Here is an 18761-nt window from a genome sequence, read left to right on the forward strand (position 1 = left end):
TTATATTCGGATTAGTGTGTTGTGTACCTGGATGCCCGCGGCATCCAGGTACACAACACACTAATCCATGGCGAGCCACGCAGTGGTGAGAAGTCTACAAGACCCCCCTTTTGTGGGAAGCAAGGTTGTCGAATATATTTATAAATGTGAATGTAAAATCTGTTTGGAGGGGACATGGGGATTGTATTGGGGTTGTTGGCGGCACTCTTCTGGGGTGGCGCTGATTTTTTTGTGCGCTTCGCCTCGAAGCGCATGGGATCGTATCGGACGCTGTTATTTATGCAGTTCTTTGGCCTGCTGGGGCTGGGTATCTTTCTGCTGGCAAGTGGGCAATTACAGGCCGTACTGGCGCGGAGCGCGTGGGAGATCTGGCTCTGGGCGTTGCTAGCGGCTAGCTTGAACACCTTAAGCTCGCTGGCGCTCTACCGAGCCTTTGAGATTGGGGTCGTGATGATCGCCTCGCCTATCTCGGCCTGTTATAGCGCGGTCACGGCCTTGCTGGCCTTTGCCTCTGGCGAGCGTATCGGGCTGGTGCCGCTGCTAGGAATGGGTGTGGTCCTGCTGGGGGTGATGGTCGTGGCGACCTCCCTGAGCGCGCAGGAACCGGAGGAGCGGGCAACGCTGGCGCTCAAGCCACGAGGAAAGTTGCCTCCTGGTGTGCTCCTGGCGATCCTGGCATCGATAGGCTATGGCATCGCCTTCTGGATGCTTGGCTTTAAGGTGACCCCGGCACTGGGGCCTGTGGTGCCAATCTGGATTTTTCGCCTGTTCACACCCGTGGTATTGACGCTGTGCGCACCAATTAGTCGACAGCGATTGACCTGGCCACGCGGCTCAGTCTGGTGGCTTTTAGCCGCGATAGGGATACTCGATACCATTGCCTACTTTGCCTATACCTATGGCGTAACGCTAAGTCAGGTCTCGCTGGTGAGCGTGCTCTCCTCGCTCTATAGCGCGGTCACGGTCCTGCTAGCCTGGATCTTTATTCATGAGCGGCTTCAATGGAGCCAGTGGCTGGGCATTGGAGCCATCTTAGCGGGTATCGCCCTGGTAAACTTGTAGAGGCGGACACATACAACTTGCACGAAGCCATGGGCGTGATAAAAGTGTGTTGGTTGCACCTGGAGGAACGAGGTTTTATACTGAGGGGTACGATTGTCGAATATACTCATGGAAGAGAGGACGCGATGATAGACACTCAGGCTATACCGCCGGCGTTGCTGACGCAGATTGAGGAGGCGACACGCGCAACTGACTTTACCATGCAGTCTGATACCCTAACGGGATCGCTGTTAAGGACGCTTGCGGGGAGTAAGCCAGAAGGAAACTTTCTTGAACTGGGAACCGGTACAGGCATGGGAACCGCCTGGTTGCTAGATGGCATGGATACTGCATCGCGCCTGATAACTGTGGACAAGAATGAGCGCTACAATGCGATTGCGCGGCGCTTCTTGAGCGGAGATGCACGCGTCACTTTTCACACAGGCGATGGTGTGGCGTTTATTCGCTCCCAGCAAGCAGGTACCTTTGATCTTATTTTCGCGGATATGCCGCCAGGGAAATTTCAGCTTCTGGATGAGACGCTGGCCCTGCTCAGGCCAGGTGGACTCTATATCATTGATGACCTGGCGCCCCTGGAGAGTTGGGAGCCAGCCCATGCGCCAAGAGTCACGGCCCTGATAGCGACTCTGGAGCAGCGCTCGGATCTGCGAATATGTAAGCTGAACTGGTCAACCGGGCTGCTCATTGCGACCAGGATTGCTTAGAAGCATTTAAAGAACATGGAGGACGTAGCTATGCCAGAGCAATTCTCCCTCTTTGGGGGGAGTGACCTCTCCGAGAAGGATACGCGCCCGAAGGCGAGTGAGCCAAAGGCCGTGCCAGCGCAGAGCGAGGAGGGGACGCGAGTAATTGGGGAACCCCTGGCCTCGCGGATGCGTCCTCGCACCCTGGACGAGATCGTCGGCCAGGAGCACCTGCTGGGACCTGGAAAACTCCTGCGGCGAACGATTGAGTCCGGGCGCGTTACCTCAATGCTGTTCTGGGGACCTCCGGGCAGCGGCAAGACCACGCTCTCCGAGGCCATTGCGCGCCATGCCGACGCGCGCTTTGTGACTTTGAGCGCCACCTCGGCGGGTGTGGCGGATCTGCGGCGCGTGGTCGATGAGGCCGCCAAACTGCGCCAGTTCTCGCAGCGGCGCACGATCCTCTTTATTGACGAAATTCACCGTTTTAACAAGGCCCAGCAGGATGCTGTGTTGCCACACGTCGAGCGTGGCACTGTGACCCTGATCGGTGCCACAACCGAGAACCCCAGCTTCGAGGTGAATGGCGCGCTCCTCTCGCGCTGTCGCGTCTTTGTGCTCAAGGCCCTGGACGAAGCACAGATCGTGCGCATCCTCCAGCGGGCACTGGAGGATAACGAGCGTGGCCTGGGACAGTATCAGATTACCAGCGACGAGGAGGCCTTGCAGGCCATCTCCATCTTTGCCAGTGGAGACGCGCGCACAGCGTTGAATGTCCTGGAACTGGCGGCACAAGGGGTTATGAGCGGTGGAGGGACAGATGAGCGCCACATTACCCTCGCGCTGGTCGAGGAGGTCATGCAGCATCGCGCCCTGCTCTATGATAAGAGTGGCGATCAGCACTATGATATGATCTCGGCCCTGCATAAGTCTGTACGCGGCTCCGATCCCGATGGGAGCCTCTACTGGCTGGTGCGCATGCTTGAAGCGGGCGAGGACCCGCTGTATATCGCGCGGCGTGTTGTGCGCATGGCGGCTGAGGATATTGGCCTGGCGGACCCACAGGCGCTCTCGGTCTGCGTCGCGGCCCAGCAGGCCACGCATTTTGTTGGTATGCCGGAGGCAGGTGTGATTCTGGCTGAGGCTGTAGCTTATCTGGCGGCGGCACCCAAGAGCAATGCCGTCTACAACGCGTATAGCCAGATCCGCGCAGAGATCATGAATGGCCCCAATGATCCTGTGCCGCTGTGGATTCGCAACGCTCCCACTCAGTTGATGAAGAACCTGGACTACGGTAAGGATTATAAATACGCGCATGACTTCTACAAGGATATGCAGAGCGACGATCCCGAGCGGCCGCCCGTGACCAAACTCCAGGAATACCTCCCCGAGCGCCTCGCGGGCCAGCGCTTCTATGAACCGGGTACGCAAGGAAAAGAGGCCAGCATCCAGCGCTGGCTGGCGAAGCGTCAAGCCGAACAGGATACAAAGGAGTGATCTACATGACAGAAGCTAAAGCCCTGGCGTCCTTCTTCAAACGGAACCAGTATCTCATCACCATGCAGGCTAAGGATGTAACGACCGAGGAGAGCCTGTTGCTGCCTCCTGCGGGTGGTAATTGCATGAACTGGATTATCGGACATATTGTCGTCCACCGCGATATTGCGCTCAGGTCATTGGGAGAGACACCGGTCCTGGACGAGCGCGAAACTGAAATATATAAACGGGAGTCCGAGCCTCTGACCAATCCAGAGCAAGCCCTGCCCCTGGCGACATTGGTCGAGCGCCTGGAAAGCTCTTACCAGCGCTTACTGACCGCACTAGAGCAGCGCACGCCCGAAGCTCTCGCCCATCAGCCCGATCCCACTGACAAGCGTACCGTAGGCGAGCGCCTGCGGATGTTGCAATGGCATGAAACCTATCATGCCGGGCAACTGGAACTGCTCCGCCATATGGCGGGTAAGCACGAGAAGCTGATTTAGAGAAATATATGATAAGAGGTGTGTAGCGTCCGCTACACACCTCTTATCATATATTTCTCTAGCGATAGATGAAGTAGCCCGCGATACCTGCCAGGAGCAGGATGATAAACAGGTTGACCCGCTTAGTTGCCCCAAGCAGAGCGGCCATGCCCGCGATACACCAGCCCCGCCAGTCGATGCCTGGCTGCTTGATGATCGACCAGACGACGGTGAGCAGGATACCAACCACGGCGAGCGAGATCCCGCGCATAAAGCCGGGGACCCAGCGCTGGCGTTGGATGCGCGCGTAGCCCGCGGAGACCAGCAGGACGGGCAGTGCCGCCAGGGTGATCGCGACCAGGGCCATAAGTGCGCCTGCGATGCCGTAGGTCAGGTAGCCCAGGCTGATGACCCAGAGGCCATTGGGACCTGGACTTAGCTGTCCGATAGTGACCGACTCGCCAAAGAAACCCTCCTTTGCCCAGCCGTGAGCCAGCAGATCCTGGCGTAAGCTTGGTAGATTGCTCAGGCCACCTGTCGAGAAGAGCGAAGCCTTCAGAAAGAGCAGGAAGTAGATGATGGGATCGATCATGGCTTATTTCTCCTCTCCTTCCTCGCGGCTGGCTTCGGTGGCCTGTTGCAGTGTTGTTGGATTGGCTTTGGTACGCCAGGGGGTAAAGAAGAGCATGGAGAGCAGAGCGGTACAGAGCAGCACCGGGATGACCGAGACCTCCAGCAGAATAATTGTAGCGGCACAGGCCAGGACCAGGATCGTGCTCACGATCAGGGTTTTTGATCCCTCGGCTTGCGCCTGCTTGAAGAGTGGCTGGGCGAAGCGTAGCCCGACCAGCAGCATCAGTCCCGCCGTCGCGGGAACCACGCCTCGCATCACCGCCTGAACGACGGCATTTCCCTGGATAAGCGTGAAGATCGCCGTTAGCAAGCAGGTGACGGCCGCGCTTGGCACGAGCATGCCCACCAGCGAGACCAGAATGCCGCGTAGACCGCCGAGCTTGCGCCCGATGAGGATGGTGAGCGCTACCAGATTAATCCCTGGCGTAAAAATACATAAATTCCAGTAGTGCATGTATTCTTCAATGGTGAGATAATGATATTTATCGATGAAGATGTTTTGAATAAGATAGCTTGTAGAAGAGCCACCACCGAAGGATTGCAGGCCGATCAGGGTCCAGAGGCGTAGGAGTTTCCAGGTAGAGGGGCGCAGAGAGGGTGGAAGGTTTGTGGCGAAAGGCGGTGCCTGGGTTTGCATGTTAGGACTTCCTTACCGTGAGATGAAAACCGACGAGGGAGACGAAGAGGGGCCGACGCTACTGAAGTACGCGTCTACATATGCTTGTCTTATGTGTAGACGCGTACTTCAGTAGCGTCGTGCCACTAGCGCTCGTTGAGTGGCTTGAAGGTCAGGTCGGTTGGTCCGGTATACTCGGCCTCGGGTCGGATCAGGCGGTTGTTGCCAGCCTGCTCAAGGACGTGAGCGGTCCAGCCACCCACGCGGCTCACCGCGAAGGTAGGCGTGAAGAGGTCGCCGCTGAGGCCAACAGAGGCCATCAGGGCCGCCGAATAGTACTCAACATTGGTATAGAGGCGGCGTCCCGGCTTGAGTTCTTCCAGAATGGAGATCGCCAGTTCCTCAACGCGACGCGTGAAGACGAAACCCTGAGGATCGGCAACACGAGCCATCTCACGTAGCTCTTCCGCGCGTGGGTCGGTGGTTTTGTACACGCGGTGCCCAAAGCCCATCAGCTTCTTGCCAGTCGTGATCGCGTCGCGAATCCAGCTATCGGCATTCTCAGGAGTGCCGATCTCATGCAGCATATCCTGCACCTTAGAGGGTGCGCCACCATGCAGGGGACCCTTGAGGGCGCCAATCGCGGCCACGATAGAGGAGGCGATGTCGGACTCGGTGCTGGCAACGATACGCGCCGTAAAGGTTGAGGCGTTCATACCGTGGTCGGCCAGGAGCACGAGATAGGCATTCAGGCCCTGGACGTGCTCTTCAGAAGGTATCTCGCCCGTCAACAGATAGAGATAGTTCGCGGCATGCCCCAGTTCGGGTTTTGACTCCAGAGGCTCCTGACCATGGCGCAGGCGGTTGAACGCCGCCAGGAAGAGCGGGAAGCGTGCCGTCAGGGCGATGGCCTGATCCACCGTGGGCTGACCTTTGATGGCAACCGCGCCCCAGGCGGAGACGGCGGTACGCAGAGCGTCCATAGGCTCGGTGCTTGTGGGTAAAGCACGCAGCGTCACCATCACATTCTCGGGGATGGTACGCTCAGCTGCGAAACGCTGCTGAAGGTTGGTCAGTTCTTGCTGGCTTGGTAGGTGTCCAAACCAGAGCAGGTGCACGACCTCCTCAAAAATAGTTGTACGTGCCAGGTCATGTATATTATAGCCGCGATAGATCAAGCGGCCAGTATTGCCTTCAACCTTGCTTATGGCCGTCGTTGCGGCAACAATACCCTCCAGGCCGCCCTTATTCTTGGGCGCGGAGGCTGTGGTAGCATTTGTAGCCTGGTTAGGACCAGAAATCGGCATTGACATACTGCATATGCTCCTTTGCTGAGTATGTGTAAATGGTTTAGCTCTTTTGTATGTTGTATCATTTACTATGATGAATGTCAATGAAATTGGATTTCTTATGTTATGCTTTGATGTAACTCGATAATAGTCGATTTATATTGATTGCATTGGTCGGTATGACCCCTCGCACCTACGGTGCTTGGGGTAAGGTATGGTTCGGTGGCGGGCTCGGCTCTGCCGAGCCCGCCACCGAACCATACCTTACCCCGAGGCGAGCGTAGCGAGCTGAGGCAGGTGCAAAACAAATTTTTAGGAAGCTATAGTAGTGTAGTGTAAGTAGATTGACAAAATGTGGAACGATCTTTATCATTGGGAAAAAAGGCGTAGAACGGCCAGATTTTCTGTATGGAAGGAGGGTGTAACTTGATAGAACTGAATGGGGAGAATTACCTGGATGGTAAAGAGGCTTCCCATTTTCTCGGCGTGAAATTATCGACCTTGTATACTTATGTTAGCCGCGGGCTTTTGCGCAGTTACCGGCAGGGAATCAAGCGACAGCGGCTCTATAGGCAAGCAGAATTGGAGGCGCTGTTGCAGCTTCGTCCGAGCAATGAGGATGTGGCCGAAGACGCGTTGACACCCTTCAATGAGCGGCCCGGGAGTGGCGATGATCTGCCACATGCTGAAGATTGGGTTCCTAACGTATAGATCGATAGGCATAAAAAAAGAGAGTCACAGGACTCTCTTTTTTTATGCCTGATTGCATGAATGTTAGAGGTGCAGGCTGGGAACGGCTGGCAGGGGGCGTGGAGCGCCTGGCTCCGCTGGCTCTTGTTCTCCGGCTGTGTTAGATGGGGTAAAGGGTGCGATCAATTCCTGCCAGCGCTCTTCTCCGCCTATGTGGTAGACATTGATGCCGCCCACGCGTGCTGGTGGTGGATTGTCATTGACGAAAAGCACGCTGATGGCGTGTCCACGCCGCCTCATTTGCGCCAGGCGATCTATTATACGATCGCCCAGGTTGCTGGTAATGAGAATGATCGTCGAACCATTGGGGAGACGATTGCTCTCGGCTTGCAGGACCTCGTCGATGCTGGCCCCAAAGTAGCCCTGGATACGTGCCAGGGTCTCCATAATGTGCTTGCGCTGCTCTTCGTTACTTGAGGCTGGGAGACGAATACGCCTGCGATTGAGCTGCTGAGCTACTTCGGCCTCCAGGTTGAGCGCCGGCTGCTCCTGTTGACCCGTGGAAGATGAACTTGTGTCGGCTCGCTTCTCATCAGGGATATACATCATTGTGTTCGCGTATAGCCCAACTCCATAGCCATTGTCCAGGCCCCAGGAGGCGATTGACGCTGCCAGGCTGATAGAAAGTTCCTGGAGTTCGGGATGGATAGAGTAGTACACGTCTGGCCGTGTATCGATGTTGAGGAAGATCTCAAGTGTATAGGTCGTCGTGGCGTCGTAGATTTTGCTCTGCATCTGCATACTACGGGCTGTGGCCTTCCAATGCACGCGGCGCATGCTATCCCCATAACGGTATTCGCGTACGCCAATGATGCGTGAGGGATCTTCAAGCAGGCGACGAGGCGCACGCTGATCGCCAAAGGGATGGCGCGCGGGAAGATTAAAGCTCTCCAGGGGTGCGACGAGCGGATAGACCATGACATGTTGCAGATTATCAAGCTCCTGGTCCTGGGCAATGAAGCCAAAGGCATCACCACTATGGAGTCTCGTGGGGCCAAAGGTATGCACGCCACGCTGGATGCAGCGCAGAGTGTAGTTCCTCGTTACGCGCTCATACCAGCGTGGGCTAAAGAGACATTCTAGCAGGGCGTTATTACTCAGGATTGCGCTACGCAGCTCTTGCTCGCGCAGTGGTAGAGAGCGTGGCAGGGTATCCTCTACCTCCAGCCAGGGTAGGGGGAGGATCTTGGCGTTCTCCACCGTCACCGACATCGTGACATCCTCACCAAAGAGCGCGCGTTGCTGGCTAAACTTCCGTTGGTAACGGAGATCAACCAGGCAGTAGTGCGACCAGATATCCGTTGTAATAATGATCAGCAGCAGCAAGATTCCCACAACCACCAGCAATGGCTGCCGGGCGATGATGCCGAGCAAAACCAACACGCCACAGAGGGTGTACCAGATGCCATCGGTAATGCCTTTGCCGCGAATAAAGGCGCGGCCTTGTGGTGAATTGTGCATTATGACTCTACCGGAACCGCGACATTGTGTAAGATCTCTTCTACAATCTGTTCCATGAGCTGTCCATGCAGGCGCGACTGGCTAGTCGCAATCATGCGGTGAGACAGGACCGGAACCGCTACCTGTTTGACGTCATCGGGAATGACATAATGGCGCCCCTGAATGGCGGCATAGGCCTGGCTCGCCCGGTAGAGCGCCAGCGTGCCACGGGGACTTACGCCCAGTTCAATATTATTGTGAGTGCGCGTCGCCGATACAATTTCGACGATGTAGCTCTCCACACTTGGTTCGACATGGATGCGGCGAATTATCTGCTGGAGCTTGAGCAGCCATTCTGTGCTCAGTACTGGCTTGAGTTCCTCCAGGGGCTGGGCTTCCTTGAAGCGCTGGAGAATCTGGCGCTCCTCCTCTTTGCTTGGATAATGCAGGCGCAGGCGTAGCAGGAAGCGGTCGAGCTGGGCCTCGGGTAGGGGGAACGTTCCCTCAAGCTCAACCGGATTCTGGGTCGCGACAACCATAAAGGGGCGCGGCAGGCGTATGGTCTCGCGCTCAACGCTTACCTGGCGTTCTTCCATTGCCTCCAACAGCGCGGACTGCGTACGCGGTGTCGCGCGGTTAATCTCATCCGCAAGCACGATTTGAGAGAGCAGGGGGCCGGGTCGAAACTCGAACTCGCCCTTTTTTTGATTATAGTAGGTAATGCCAGTGACATCAGAGGGCAGCAGGTCTGGCGTAAACTGAATACGCTGGAAGCTGCAACCGAGGGAGCGGGCGAGGGATTTCGCCAGCGTTGTTTTGCCGATGCCTGGAACATCCTCAAAGAGGACGTGACCTTCGCAGAGCAAGGCGACCATTAGAAGCTTAACGACTTCTTCCTTGCCGACAATAACTTTGCCTACGCTCTGGCGAACAACACGCACGGCCTCTTGAAGTTGTCTAATCTCATCAATTTGCGTCATAGGTCCCCTTATACATGTTTCTGAATATGTTGATGGTGAAAAATACTTGAGATAGAAGTATATGGCCTCTCACTTGTTTTAAGCTGCGTTCTTGACATTATACGCCCAAAGTAGGCAAAATTTCACAGACGAGCACGGATAATCAACTTTTCTGGGTACTGTGGCGCTTAACATAGGATAAACAGCGTGTGGTGGCGGGTTGGCGCAGCCAACCCGCCACCACACGCTGTTTATCCAACTTATTTCACATTGATCTGGACGGTCACGGGCGCGGACTGAGTGGACTGGCCATTCTGGTCGGTGGCGATGATTGTGAGCTGGGCGCTTGTATCCTGGGAGCTGATGACGCGGACATTCCAGCGTAACTGGGTTGTGCCACTATCTCCTACCAGGGTTGTGGAGCCGCCGCCGACAAAGGGCGCGGCTTGGTAGCGTACCGAGAGGCGAACCGTGGCCCCTGGCTGGCTGGCGACCGTAATCTGGACGCTGCTGCCATTGTTGACGATGCCTGGAGCGTTGATGATCTGAACGCTCAACTGGCCGGTAGTGGGCTGGGTTGGATCTGGCGTGTCCGTCGGTTCCTGGGTTGGTTGCTGCGTTGGCGTCGGTGATGGCGATAGCTGTGGCGCGGGAGTCGCAGTCACCTGGGCGTGTGCAGTGGCGGTCGGACTTCCGTGGAGGCCTGGCCCGTGGGCCTGATTTGGGGATGGAGAATTCCCTGGACCCTGCGTCAGATAATTACCCAGGACGATAGCAAAGGCTGTGCTTGCGAGCAAGAAAAAGGCGATTGAAAGCAGAAGAAAGCGATAGGCTGGATTCTTCTGCCAGTAGTAGCCTAACCTGGCCATTGGACCCCTGGGAACAGGGGGTATGGGTGTGTAGTGCACCAACGGGGCAGGTCCTGCGAGGTTCTGGGGGAGTGGCGCATAGTTGGCGTAGGAGGCAGCGGCTCCCTGAGGCGAGGTTTGCTGACCCTCAGCTATGGTCGCGAGCTCTGGCTCTGCGGGCTGAGCGGGAAGAATAAGCTTATCTTGTGATGGGGTTGGTGAAGGTGGCATTTGTGGAAAATCATTCATCTTGTAAGTCCCTCCTCTCTTCCAGGCACTACCATACTAATCCTATGCGTCTTGTGTGCGTGACTTCTCGCGCCTGCGGCGCTCGTCTGGGTAAGGTATGGTTCGGTGACGGGCAGGCTCCGCCTGCCCGTCACCGAACCATACCTTACCCAGAGATGTGCTATCCATACAAAATAAGTTGCATATGATGTCATATTAGGAACGATTCAAGGGCGGTAAGGACTTCAGAGACAGACAAAACTCCTAGTTCCTGGGCAGCAATGATCTGTACCGAGCGTCCTAGGGGATGCCAGGCGCGTGGATCACTGGCGATAAAAAGGGCCGCGGTAGGAATACCAAGCAGGGCCGCCAGGTGCGTGACCCCCGAGTCGTTTCCCAGGTAGGCTCGGCAGTGTTGTAACGTGTGCGCAACCTGGAGGAGCGGCGCGTTCTCCAGCAGCGTAAGCAGGCCAGGGGAAGGTGTGGGTAAGAGTCTACGTAGCTCAGCGAGGCAGCCAGTATCGGCGGGTCCGGTGAGCAGCAACACGGGAATATCGCGTCGCCAGAGCGCCTGTATAATCTCGGCATACCCCTGGATAGACCAGCACTTGTGCGCGCCTCCGCTGCCGGGATGGATGGCGAAGAAGCGCGAAGTGGCCTCTGCCTGGGGATTTGTTGAAGGGGCGAGTGTGAGGTGAGGCTTGGCAGGAAGTGTGACACCAAGCGTACTGGCAAGATAGGTGCTGGTATGCATGCCTGCGTGCTCACCCGGCCGACCTGGAGTCACAACGACGCGCCCTGGGGTTGTGGCGTGTAGATTCTGTGCGATTAAACCATCAGGATCGCGTAGCCAGCAGACGACGAGCTGGCAATCCGCTAGTAGCGCCCTCAGCTCTGGATGTCGGATGCCCTGGGGCAAGAAGAGCTGGCTCCAGCAGGTGTCTTCATAATCTAGATAGCTCGTCACCAGGCCGGTCGCGAGCAGGAGGGGCGCGAAGGCAGCCTGTCCCACAAAGGTGATCCGCTCAATGGTCTCGTGCTCGCGTAGGGCCTGGATGACCGGGAGGGCCAGAAGTGTATCCCCCAGGGCGCCTGGACGAATGATACAGATATGCATACATTTCAGCTTAAATTATTTGCGCGCCAACGCCAGGATTTCAAAGACGACCACCGCGGCCAGGATAGCCAGCGAGGTGTAGATATTCCAGCTATGCAGGGCGCTCAGAATCAGATTAAAGAGTACGATTAGCGTCAGCAGGATAGCCTGTCGGGCCGCGTGCCGCAGTGTTGCCTGGTAGATGTGCAGCGGGAAGAGGCGCGATCCGAGCGCATATGCCACTGGCGTCAAGGTGCTTGTCAGAGCCAGGGCCAGGAGCGCGAAAAAGCAAGTAAAGGCCAGGAAGGTATGTGGCGGCACAAAGCGCGCATAGAGTAGGAGTAATCCCCAGGCCACAGGCGCGGTCAGAAGTAGTATCAGCAATATCGAGCGTCTGGTCACAGCCATGTCCCCCTACCTCATCATATTGAAGCCACGGTTTCCATTGAGGGGCGCCTCATCGCGGCGACGCTGCTCCTGGTTTTCCGGGCTGAAGTACTTCTGCCAGAGATCGGGTGCATCTTTACTCTCACCACCGTGGGGGGTATGGCGTGTGCGCACGCGACAGATGACGGGAGTGTTGACCGCCGCGCCCGCGACGATAACCTGGCCCTTAGAGAGCGCGGGCAGATTGTCCAGCAGGTCGCGCCCAACGCCCTCGATGGCGGCGCCAACGCTTTTCTGGTCGATCTCGTTGACAATACGCATGATGCACTGAGTCTGACACTGGCTCAACACGTCGGCATCCAGCTTGCCCGGACGCTGGCTGATCAGGCCCACGCCGATACCAAATTTACGTCCTTCAGCCAGCACCTGCTTGAGAATCGAGGTCGAGACGACCTCCGCGCCGCCTGGCGCGAAGTGATGGGCCTCTTCCAGTAGAACGAAGACCGGGTAAGGGAGGTGGAACTCGCCTGAATGGACCTTGCCGCGCTCGGTATCCATACGCGCCTTATTCAGGCGGCGCAGCAGCGTCGCGACGATGACCTGCTGGTCGCGCTCATCGATTTCATTGAGCTGAAGGACAGTACACTGCCCAGGCTTGAAGATCTCACGTAGATCCAGGTGCTGAGTATCATCGAAGGTAAAACTATGCTCAAATTGCTGCTCAATACGCCAATTCAGTGCGTGGACCGTGCTTGAATCGTCGGCTCCCTCGCTATCATCATCCGTCTTCTGCTTGGAGACATTCTTGATAGCTTGCTTTAAATCGGCCACACCCCAGGGGGTATCACCCTTGCGCTCGCGTACTTTGCGCATCGCGCGGCTCAGGAGATACTGCTGCTTTTCCGTCATCTCGGGGAGTAGAGCGCGCATATCACCCATGGTCAGCGTCGAGATACGGACCTTGACCTGCTCAGGCTTGTAGACGCGCACGCCGGGGCGATAGCCTTGATGGCGTCCATCGCCTGGCTCGCTAAAATGGGCGACGTTGGCGATCTCGTCAAGGGTACTATATTCGCCGTGAGGATCGATAATCAGCACGCAGGCCTTATTGTGGGGCTGCATCAGCTCTTCGATGACCACACTGGCGAGATAGCTCTTGCCCGCGCCCGTGCTGGCAATGATCGCCAGATGAGTACTGACCACATCTTTGACCGAGAGCACGATGGGAACCGTGCCAGGGGCACGGGTCAATAGCGAGCCGATCGTCGCCGAGCCAAACTGTTTATCTTTCTTGCGGCTCAGGATATCGGCGAGCATCTCGTCGTCGGCCAGGTAGATCTGTTTCCCTGACTGTGGGGGAATCCAGGGATTGATAAACGAGCCGGTTGTGGGATCATAGTAACCCATGATGGCCACATGCAGCTCAAACAACTCGTTGGTACGTGTATTGTAGCCCACCATGGCCGCCACCTGGGCGGGCGGAATCTCTGGCTCGCCCAGGAAGGTATCGGGATAGAGCTGGAGCGGGACGCGTTTGATGATGCGGCCCAGGACGCGCTGTGTGTGCAGGCGGGAACTGCCATCGGCTCCCAGCATTGCTGGCTCCAACAGCTCGTAATAAACGTATTCGCCGTTTTTGAGCACCTGCTCATCGTCACGCGAGACAAAGGTATATTCGTGATTGCTCTCACCAGGCCCCTTGGTGATACCGACAGGTTTACGGATGGGTGAGAGCGCGGTCGCGCTTGAAAAGGCATCGAGCATGGTAGAAAGGAACCTCCGTTATCCTGTGGTTTCAACCTTGAGTCGCCAGGCAAAGTTACGCTTAACGATAGAGAGCAGCGCCAGGTTTTGCGGGAAGAGGCGCTCTAACTGGTCAATGATGCGCAGTGTGACCATAGGCAGGAGGCTATTGCGCTGCGAAATAATATGCGGAAGGTAGCCCATGTGGAGATAGGCCTGGGACCCGTTGGGATTGCCGGGATCGTTGGGCTCACTGAAGAAGTGGAAGGCACGCACCTCCTCATCGCTCATGGTCTCGATCTCGCTTCCCAGCTCCAGCGAGAGTAGGGGGACACCGTGCATCGTGGAGAGCACATGATTCTCGCCCAGCTCATCGCGCTGCTGCTCCATCATGCCCAGAATCATAATATAGATAAGTACCGCTTTTTCAGAGATATAGTCAGGTGAGAAGAGCTCAACCTGGGTCTCATTGGAGAGGCGGGGGCCGAGTGAGCCAAAGGCGGGATTGAGGAGAATCGTGTCGTAGATCACGCCGACAGCGTATGTGGTCGGCTCCAGGTTGCGCCCCAACGCTACGTCAAGCGGGTCTGGCTCATCGCCCTGTCCGGAGCGGACAGCGACACGCACAAAGCGGCCAAAGGCGTAGTCAGCCGGTCCGGGCTCGACTTCGACTTCGCGCGGGCCATATACCTGGCAGACATAGTTAATATGGGAGTCAGATTTCACGATCTTCCCGATAATCATCTTAGAACCTCGAAATACTTCCCGGTTGCAATAGAAACGCTTGTGAATGTCTCTCTGTGTTTCAGGATGAAGCTTTTAGAACAAATGGTTTGGCGGCATTATAACACAAAGTCGCCTCGTGCGATACAGGCATTTAAGACTTGTGCTATATGCCGCCCAAAGGGGCTTTCTAAGCCAGGAGAAGGGAATGGGAATAGTCGTATCAGACCGCGAGATTCTCCCTGGGCAGGTCAGCTCGCGATATTGGTTGAACTGCTTGTTTCTGCCGGCTTTTATTGGCCAGCTTAATACCGGGATGCTCAATAAAGCGATAGTACAGATACGAGAAGGGGATGCATAGGAATATTATCCAGCCCCAATAGGAAAAGTATATGAGAGAGAGACGGTGGGCAAGCAAAGGGTAGACGAAAATTTCGAAGATGGCCATGATAGGGAGGTGCCAGATATAGGCACTGTACGATATCATACCCATCCAGCGTAAGGGATACCACTCGAATGGTCGCTTTAATAATGCCGGACCAAAGAGGATCGCCATCAGACACAAACCAAAACCAGACGAGTATCCAAATTCGTTCAGCCAGTTATGCGCTCCAATGTACTGATTTAGTGAAAGTTGTGGTGTGAGAACGTCCGATGTTGAAACGAAAAGCGGAGGGAGGAGTCCCACGATAAAGAGGAGAATGCTGTAACGGTTGAGGATATTGCTAAGTTTGCTATCACTGGCAGCCTTGCGCGTAAAGATATAGGTGGTGCATACGAGCATACCAATGGCAAAATCTTCGAAATATTTCCCGGTGGCTCCATACGTTACGAGCAGAATTTTATTGAGCACCGGGCGAGCGACAAGAAATGTCTGATCTGGATGTAGAGTGTAGTAACGTCCAAAGTAGCGTGTGCCCAGGCCCCAGAGAAGCATTGCCAGGAGACAGCCGATAACCAGGGCGAAGCGTTGGCGCGGTGACTTACCGAGCCTGACAGGTAAACTGAAAATCAGGGCAAGGATTGGGAGCAGCATATAGTACTGCCATTCGACCGCGAGCGTCCAGAAGGGACCATTGATCTGTTGATACGTGGCTGGAGCATCCATCAAGAAGGTAAGAAATAAAGTAAGCGATTTTAGATGATCCAGTTGCAGATATTGAGGGCTGCGAATTACAATCAGTGCCGCAAGCGCGATATAGTAGCCTGGCACAATTCGAAGGATGCGTCGCCAATAAAAAGACCGTGCAGAAGGCCACTGATTCTCGAAGAGCAGACTTTTGGCATAAGGCATGAAGAGCAAAAATCCAGAGAGCACAAAGAAGAGCGTTACTCCAGACCAGCCAGACATAAGGATGTCATAAGCAAACTGGCCAGTGGTTGTCGAGTGTAATTGTAGAGTAAACGTTCTGAATGTCTTATAATTTACGTGATAGGCAATAACGCTGAGGCAGGCAATAGCACGCACACCGTCGAGAGCATTAATATTGCTTTTTTGGGTGCTGTTCTGCGAGGCGTCTTTTATAGGTTTTGTGCCACTGTGGGCTTTGTGAAGCGGTAAGGAAACCAATACTTTACTCCTGATTGTAGCGTTATAGGTATACATATTGATACAACGAGAAGGCCTACCGACAGTTGCGCGACCAGGATTATGCGTGCGAAAAGTACCAGAGAAATACAGGGTGTAATCAAAAAAGGGTGTTTTGCGTTGATGAGGAGAAACATCATATAATGTGGCAACTGTTCAGGTAAGTTTCTCCATTTGACCGGGCGAAATCATAAGCTGGAGAGGACACGTTATGGCAAGCGAGCAAACCTCTGTAAGTGCCAATCACAATAAATTACCTGTACGTGAGGCAGAAGTAGAGCAGTATATCGATCGCTTTTTAGATACGGTCTGTGATACTAAGCGGCGTGCCATCGTGGAGTTGTTGGCCATTTCTTCTCTAGAGGAGGAAACACCTATTCTGGAAATGCGCTCGGGAGATATCGCCAGGGCCATAGGCTTATCGGCCGCGACCACCTCGGAGCACCTGCGCCAGTTAGCACAAACGGGCCTGCTGACCTCGCGCCGCCAGGGAAACACAGTCTACTATAGTTTATGTAACCATAAACTTGTGCAGGCCTTTCGTGATTTGTTAGAAGCCCTCGACACCGATTATCGGAACGCAGGTCCACAATCCTGATAGACAACCTTTTGCCCTGCCGCCACTTAAGTACGGCATGCTTATGGGCAGTTATTCCAGGAGTTGTTCAATCGCCTGGAGAAATTCATCCAGATCGATGGGTTTATTCATACCCAGGATTTGGCGATTGGCAAGCTCCTTTTGTGGCAGGCGCGCACTCATCATAATGGCGGGAACGGTAACAAGTGCTGGCATCGCATGCAGGCGATCATAGAGTTCAATGCCATTCATACGTGGTAAGTGATAATCCAGGATGAAGAGGCTGGGCTTGATACCTTCTACCGTTTTGAGTGCCTCAAAGCCATTCTGCACAAAGACGGCAAAGTATGATGTCTCCTGAGAAATGGCCTGGACGAGGACCTCGCCGATGTTTACATCGTCCTCAACAATAAGAATGGCTTGAAGGCTACTATGGTCTCCTGATAAGTAGTGCTCTAAATCCTTTTGCTGAGCCATATGTTGCTCCAACTAATCTTTCTTGTCGTATACGTTTTTGACTCTGCAATTTCGGTCACAGACGAAATATGAATTCGCCCTTGACTATACCACGTTTTATCCTTCAAGAACAGAGATAGGTATGTGATATCGAGGTTCGACAGGCACTCGCTTTTGCGCCTGCGGCGCTCACGGGTAAGGAATGTCTGGTGGTGGGCTGGCCTGGCTCCGCCAGGCCAGCCCACCACCAGACATTCCTTACCAAGGCGAGCTTGTGAGCCGAGTAGGAGGACCATGAATGAATTTTGATATACATCCATTAAAGCGCGAGGATGTGCAAGAATTGCGAACCTGGCGCTATGAAGAGCCGTACACGATTTACAGCCTGGGCGATGGGCCACTAGAAGAACTCCAGGCAGAGATGTTAGATCTACGTAGCCCATACTTCGGGGTATGCAATGACGTGGGAGAACTGGTTGGCTTTTTCAATATCGGCACCTCGGCCCTGGTCTGGGATGCAGGTGAGCCAGGGATCTTTCTCGATGCCACACGCCATGCGAGTGCCCTTGGCCTGGGATTGCGACCCGACCTGACGGGGAGAGGACTGGGGCAGTCCTTTGTCGAAGCGGCGCTGGCGTTTATAGGCGAGCAATATGCGCCACGGCAGGTATGGCTGTATGTGCTGGCCTGGAACGAGCGTGCTCTACGCGTCTATGAGCGTGTTGGTTTTCAACGCGTGCGCACCTTCACGCAGGAGAATCGCTATGGCAGGCGCGATTTTGTGGAGATGCGCCGGGATGAGCAATCTTTGTGAGTGAGACGATGGGAGGATGGTGAATGTGCTAGAAGAGCAGGGGAAGAAACAGGGATGATTGATGGATATGGCCGCTATAGCGTTATGCCCGACTCAGTATACTGGAAGTGATCAGATACTTATGTCTGTGCTTACTCGTCCCAAAAATATTTCCCTGTGTGAAGGAGAGTCTTATGGCATTTGAGCTTCCACCACTTCCCTACGACTATAAAGCACTTGAACCCTATATTGATACGCAGACCATGCAACTGCACCATGACAAGCATCACGCGACCTATGTCACTAATTTGAACAACGCCTTGCAAGGCCACGAGTTCGCCAATCTCCCCGTTGACGAGGTGCTGCGCCGCATTAACGAGGTGCCAGAAAGTGCTCGTACAGCCGTACGCAACAATGGCGGTGGTCATAGCAACCATACGATGTTCTGGCAAATCATGGGACCCAATGCTGGTGGTCAGCCGACAGGTGAGATCGCGAACGCGATCAACGCCAAGTTTGGTTCCTTTGATAACTTTAAGAACGCCTTTAATGATGCGGGCGCCAAGCGTTTTGGCTCTGGCTGGGCGTGGCTGGTGATCGACCGTAATGGGAACCTGGAGGTCATCTCGACCGCTAACCAGGATAGCCCGCTTATGGAGGGCCTCTTCCCGGTGATGGGCAACGACGTCTGGGAGCACGCCTATTATCTGAAGTACCAGAATCGCCGCCCAGAGTACCTCAATGCCTGGTGGAATGTGGTGAACTGGAACGAGGTCAATAAGCGCTATGCGCAGGCCCGTGGGGCAAAATAAGTTTACCCAGGGTCACACAAAAAAGAAGCTCATGTAAGCATGAGCTTCTTTTTTGTGTGACCCTGGGTAAAGATGTTATTATAGATACCATTACAAAAGTAGAACAAAGCATTTTTT

At 55.0% G+C, this 18761-nt stretch carries 20 protein-coding genes; 8 read left to right on the forward strand and 12 right to left on the reverse strand.

Features of this window, described 5'->3' with window-relative positions:
- Positions 1 to 174 precede the first annotated feature (174 nt).
- The 4 genes from KTE_RS15305 (at position 175) to KTE_RS15320 (ending at position 3727) form a co-directional block, all read left to right on the forward strand.
- Complete coding sequence (locus tag KTE_RS15305; protein ID WP_201382287.1) at positions 175 to 1062, forward strand: DMT family transporter; 888 nt, start codon at positions 175 to 177, stop codon at positions 1060 to 1062.
- 125 nt (positions 1063 to 1187) lie between these two features.
- Complete coding sequence (locus tag KTE_RS15310) at positions 1188 to 1766, forward strand: O-methyltransferase (protein ID WP_236600416.1); 579 nt, start codon at positions 1188 to 1190, stop codon at positions 1764 to 1766.
- Positions 1767 to 1796: 30 nt separating this feature from the next.
- The gene (locus KTE_RS15315) at positions 1797 to 3242 is read left to right on the forward strand and encodes a replication-associated recombination protein A (RefSeq protein WP_201382289.1); all 1446 of its coding nucleotides are present in this window, start codon (positions 1797 to 1799) and stop codon (positions 3240 to 3242) included.
- Positions 3243 to 3247: 5 nt separating this feature from the next.
- Positions 3248 to 3727: a DinB family protein gene (locus KTE_RS15320; protein WP_201382292.1), complete on the forward strand. Its 480-nt coding sequence runs from the start codon at positions 3248 to 3250 to the stop codon at positions 3725 to 3727.
- Between the two features lie 58 nt (positions 3728 to 3785).
- Here the strand turns inward: KTE_RS15320 and KTE_RS15325 are convergent, their stop codons facing one another.
- The 3 genes from KTE_RS15325 to KTE_RS15335 form a co-directional block, all read right to left on the reverse strand.
- Positions 3786 to 4298 carry a chromate transporter gene (locus KTE_RS15325; protein ID WP_201382294.1) on the reverse strand — a complete coding sequence of 171 codons (513 nt, stop codon included), beginning with the start codon at positions 4296 to 4298 and terminating at the stop codon, positions 3786 to 3788.
- A gap of 3 nt (positions 4299 to 4301) precedes the next feature.
- Positions 4302 to 4976 (reverse strand): chromate transporter, encoded by a 675-nt coding sequence (locus KTE_RS15330; protein WP_201382296.1) that lies wholly within the window; start codon positions 4974 to 4976, stop codon positions 4302 to 4304.
- A 125-nt stretch (positions 4977 to 5101) separates the two neighbouring features.
- A complete protein-coding gene (locus tag KTE_RS15335; RefSeq protein ID WP_201382298.1) occupies positions 5102 to 6268 on the reverse strand; it encodes a citrate synthase in 1167 nt (388 codons plus the stop codon).
- A gap of 402 nt (positions 6269 to 6670) precedes the next feature.
- Between KTE_RS15335 and KTE_RS15340 the strand changes: the two genes are divergently transcribed.
- The gene (locus KTE_RS15340; RefSeq protein WP_201369894.1) at positions 6671 to 6955 is read left to right on the forward strand and encodes a helix-turn-helix domain-containing protein; all 285 of its coding nucleotides are present in this window, start codon (positions 6671 to 6673) and stop codon (positions 6953 to 6955) included.
- Positions 6956 to 7018: 63 nt separating this feature from the next.
- Here the strand turns inward: KTE_RS15340 and KTE_RS15345 are convergent, their stop codons facing one another.
- From KTE_RS15345 to KTE_RS15380, 8 genes are all read right to left on the reverse strand, one after another.
- Entirely contained in the window at positions 7019 to 8455 is a 1437-nt protein-coding gene (locus KTE_RS15345; RefSeq protein WP_201382300.1) for a DUF58 domain-containing protein, read from the reverse strand.
- Entirely contained in the window at positions 8455 to 9414 is a 960-nt protein-coding gene (locus tag KTE_RS15350) for a MoxR family ATPase (RefSeq protein WP_201382302.1), read from the reverse strand. Before KTE_RS15350 ends, KTE_RS15345 begins: the two co-directional genes overlap by 1 nt.
- 239 nt (positions 9415 to 9653) lie before the next feature.
- The gene (locus tag KTE_RS15355; protein ID WP_201382304.1) at positions 9654 to 10490 is read right to left on the reverse strand and encodes a hypothetical protein; all 837 of its coding nucleotides are present in this window, start codon (positions 10488 to 10490) and stop codon (positions 9654 to 9656) included.
- Between the two features lie 190 nt (positions 10491 to 10680).
- Positions 10681 to 11586, reverse strand: coding sequence for a glycosyltransferase family 9 protein (locus KTE_RS15360; protein ID WP_201382306.1), 906 nt, complete (start codon positions 11584 to 11586; stop codon positions 10681 to 10683).
- Positions 11587 to 11601: 15 nt separating this feature from the next.
- Positions 11602 to 11973, reverse strand: a complete 372-nt coding sequence (locus tag KTE_RS15365) for a hypothetical protein (RefSeq protein WP_201382307.1) — start codon at positions 11971 to 11973, stop codon at positions 11602 to 11604.
- A 6-nt stretch (positions 11974 to 11979) separates the two neighbouring features.
- Positions 11980 to 13716, reverse strand: coding sequence for an ATP-binding protein (locus KTE_RS15370; RefSeq protein WP_201382308.1), 1737 nt, complete (start codon positions 13714 to 13716; stop codon positions 11980 to 11982).
- Positions 13717 to 13734: 18 nt separating this feature from the next.
- A complete protein-coding gene (locus KTE_RS15375; protein WP_201382309.1) occupies positions 13735 to 14439 on the reverse strand; it encodes a hypothetical protein in 705 nt (234 codons plus the stop codon).
- Positions 14440 to 14641: 202 nt separating this feature from the next.
- Positions 14642 to 15988, reverse strand: coding sequence for an acyltransferase (locus tag KTE_RS15380; RefSeq protein WP_201382310.1), 1347 nt, complete (start codon positions 15986 to 15988; stop codon positions 14642 to 14644).
- A 229-nt stretch (positions 15989 to 16217) separates the two neighbouring features.
- On the opposite strand from KTE_RS15380, the gene KTE_RS15385 reads away from it, so the two are divergent.
- Positions 16218 to 16604 (forward strand): helix-turn-helix transcriptional regulator, encoded by a 387-nt coding sequence (locus KTE_RS15385; protein WP_201382311.1) that lies wholly within the window; start codon positions 16218 to 16220, stop codon positions 16602 to 16604.
- 51 nt (positions 16605 to 16655) lie between these two features.
- Here KTE_RS15385 and KTE_RS15390 read toward each other — a convergent pair whose 3' ends face one another.
- The gene (locus KTE_RS15390) at positions 16656 to 17060 is read right to left on the reverse strand and encodes a response regulator (protein ID WP_201382312.1); all 405 of its coding nucleotides are present in this window, start codon (positions 17058 to 17060) and stop codon (positions 16656 to 16658) included.
- A gap of 277 nt (positions 17061 to 17337) precedes the next feature.
- Here KTE_RS15390 and KTE_RS15395 point away from each other — a divergent pair, with 277 nt between their 5' ends.
- Positions 17338 to 17853 (forward strand): GNAT family N-acetyltransferase, encoded by a 516-nt coding sequence (locus KTE_RS15395; RefSeq protein ID WP_201382313.1) that lies wholly within the window; start codon positions 17338 to 17340, stop codon positions 17851 to 17853.
- A 173-nt stretch (positions 17854 to 18026) separates the two neighbouring features.
- A complete protein-coding gene (locus tag KTE_RS15400; RefSeq protein ID WP_201369883.1) occupies positions 18027 to 18644 on the forward strand; it encodes a superoxide dismutase in 618 nt (205 codons plus the stop codon).
- The last annotated feature ends 117 nt before the right edge of the window (positions 18645 to 18761 follow it).

The sequence above is a fragment of the Ktedonobacter sp. SOSP1-85 genome (genome assembly GCF_016587415.1).
GTDB lineage: Bacteria > Chloroflexota > Ktedonobacteria > Ktedonobacterales > Ktedonobacteraceae > Ktedonobacter.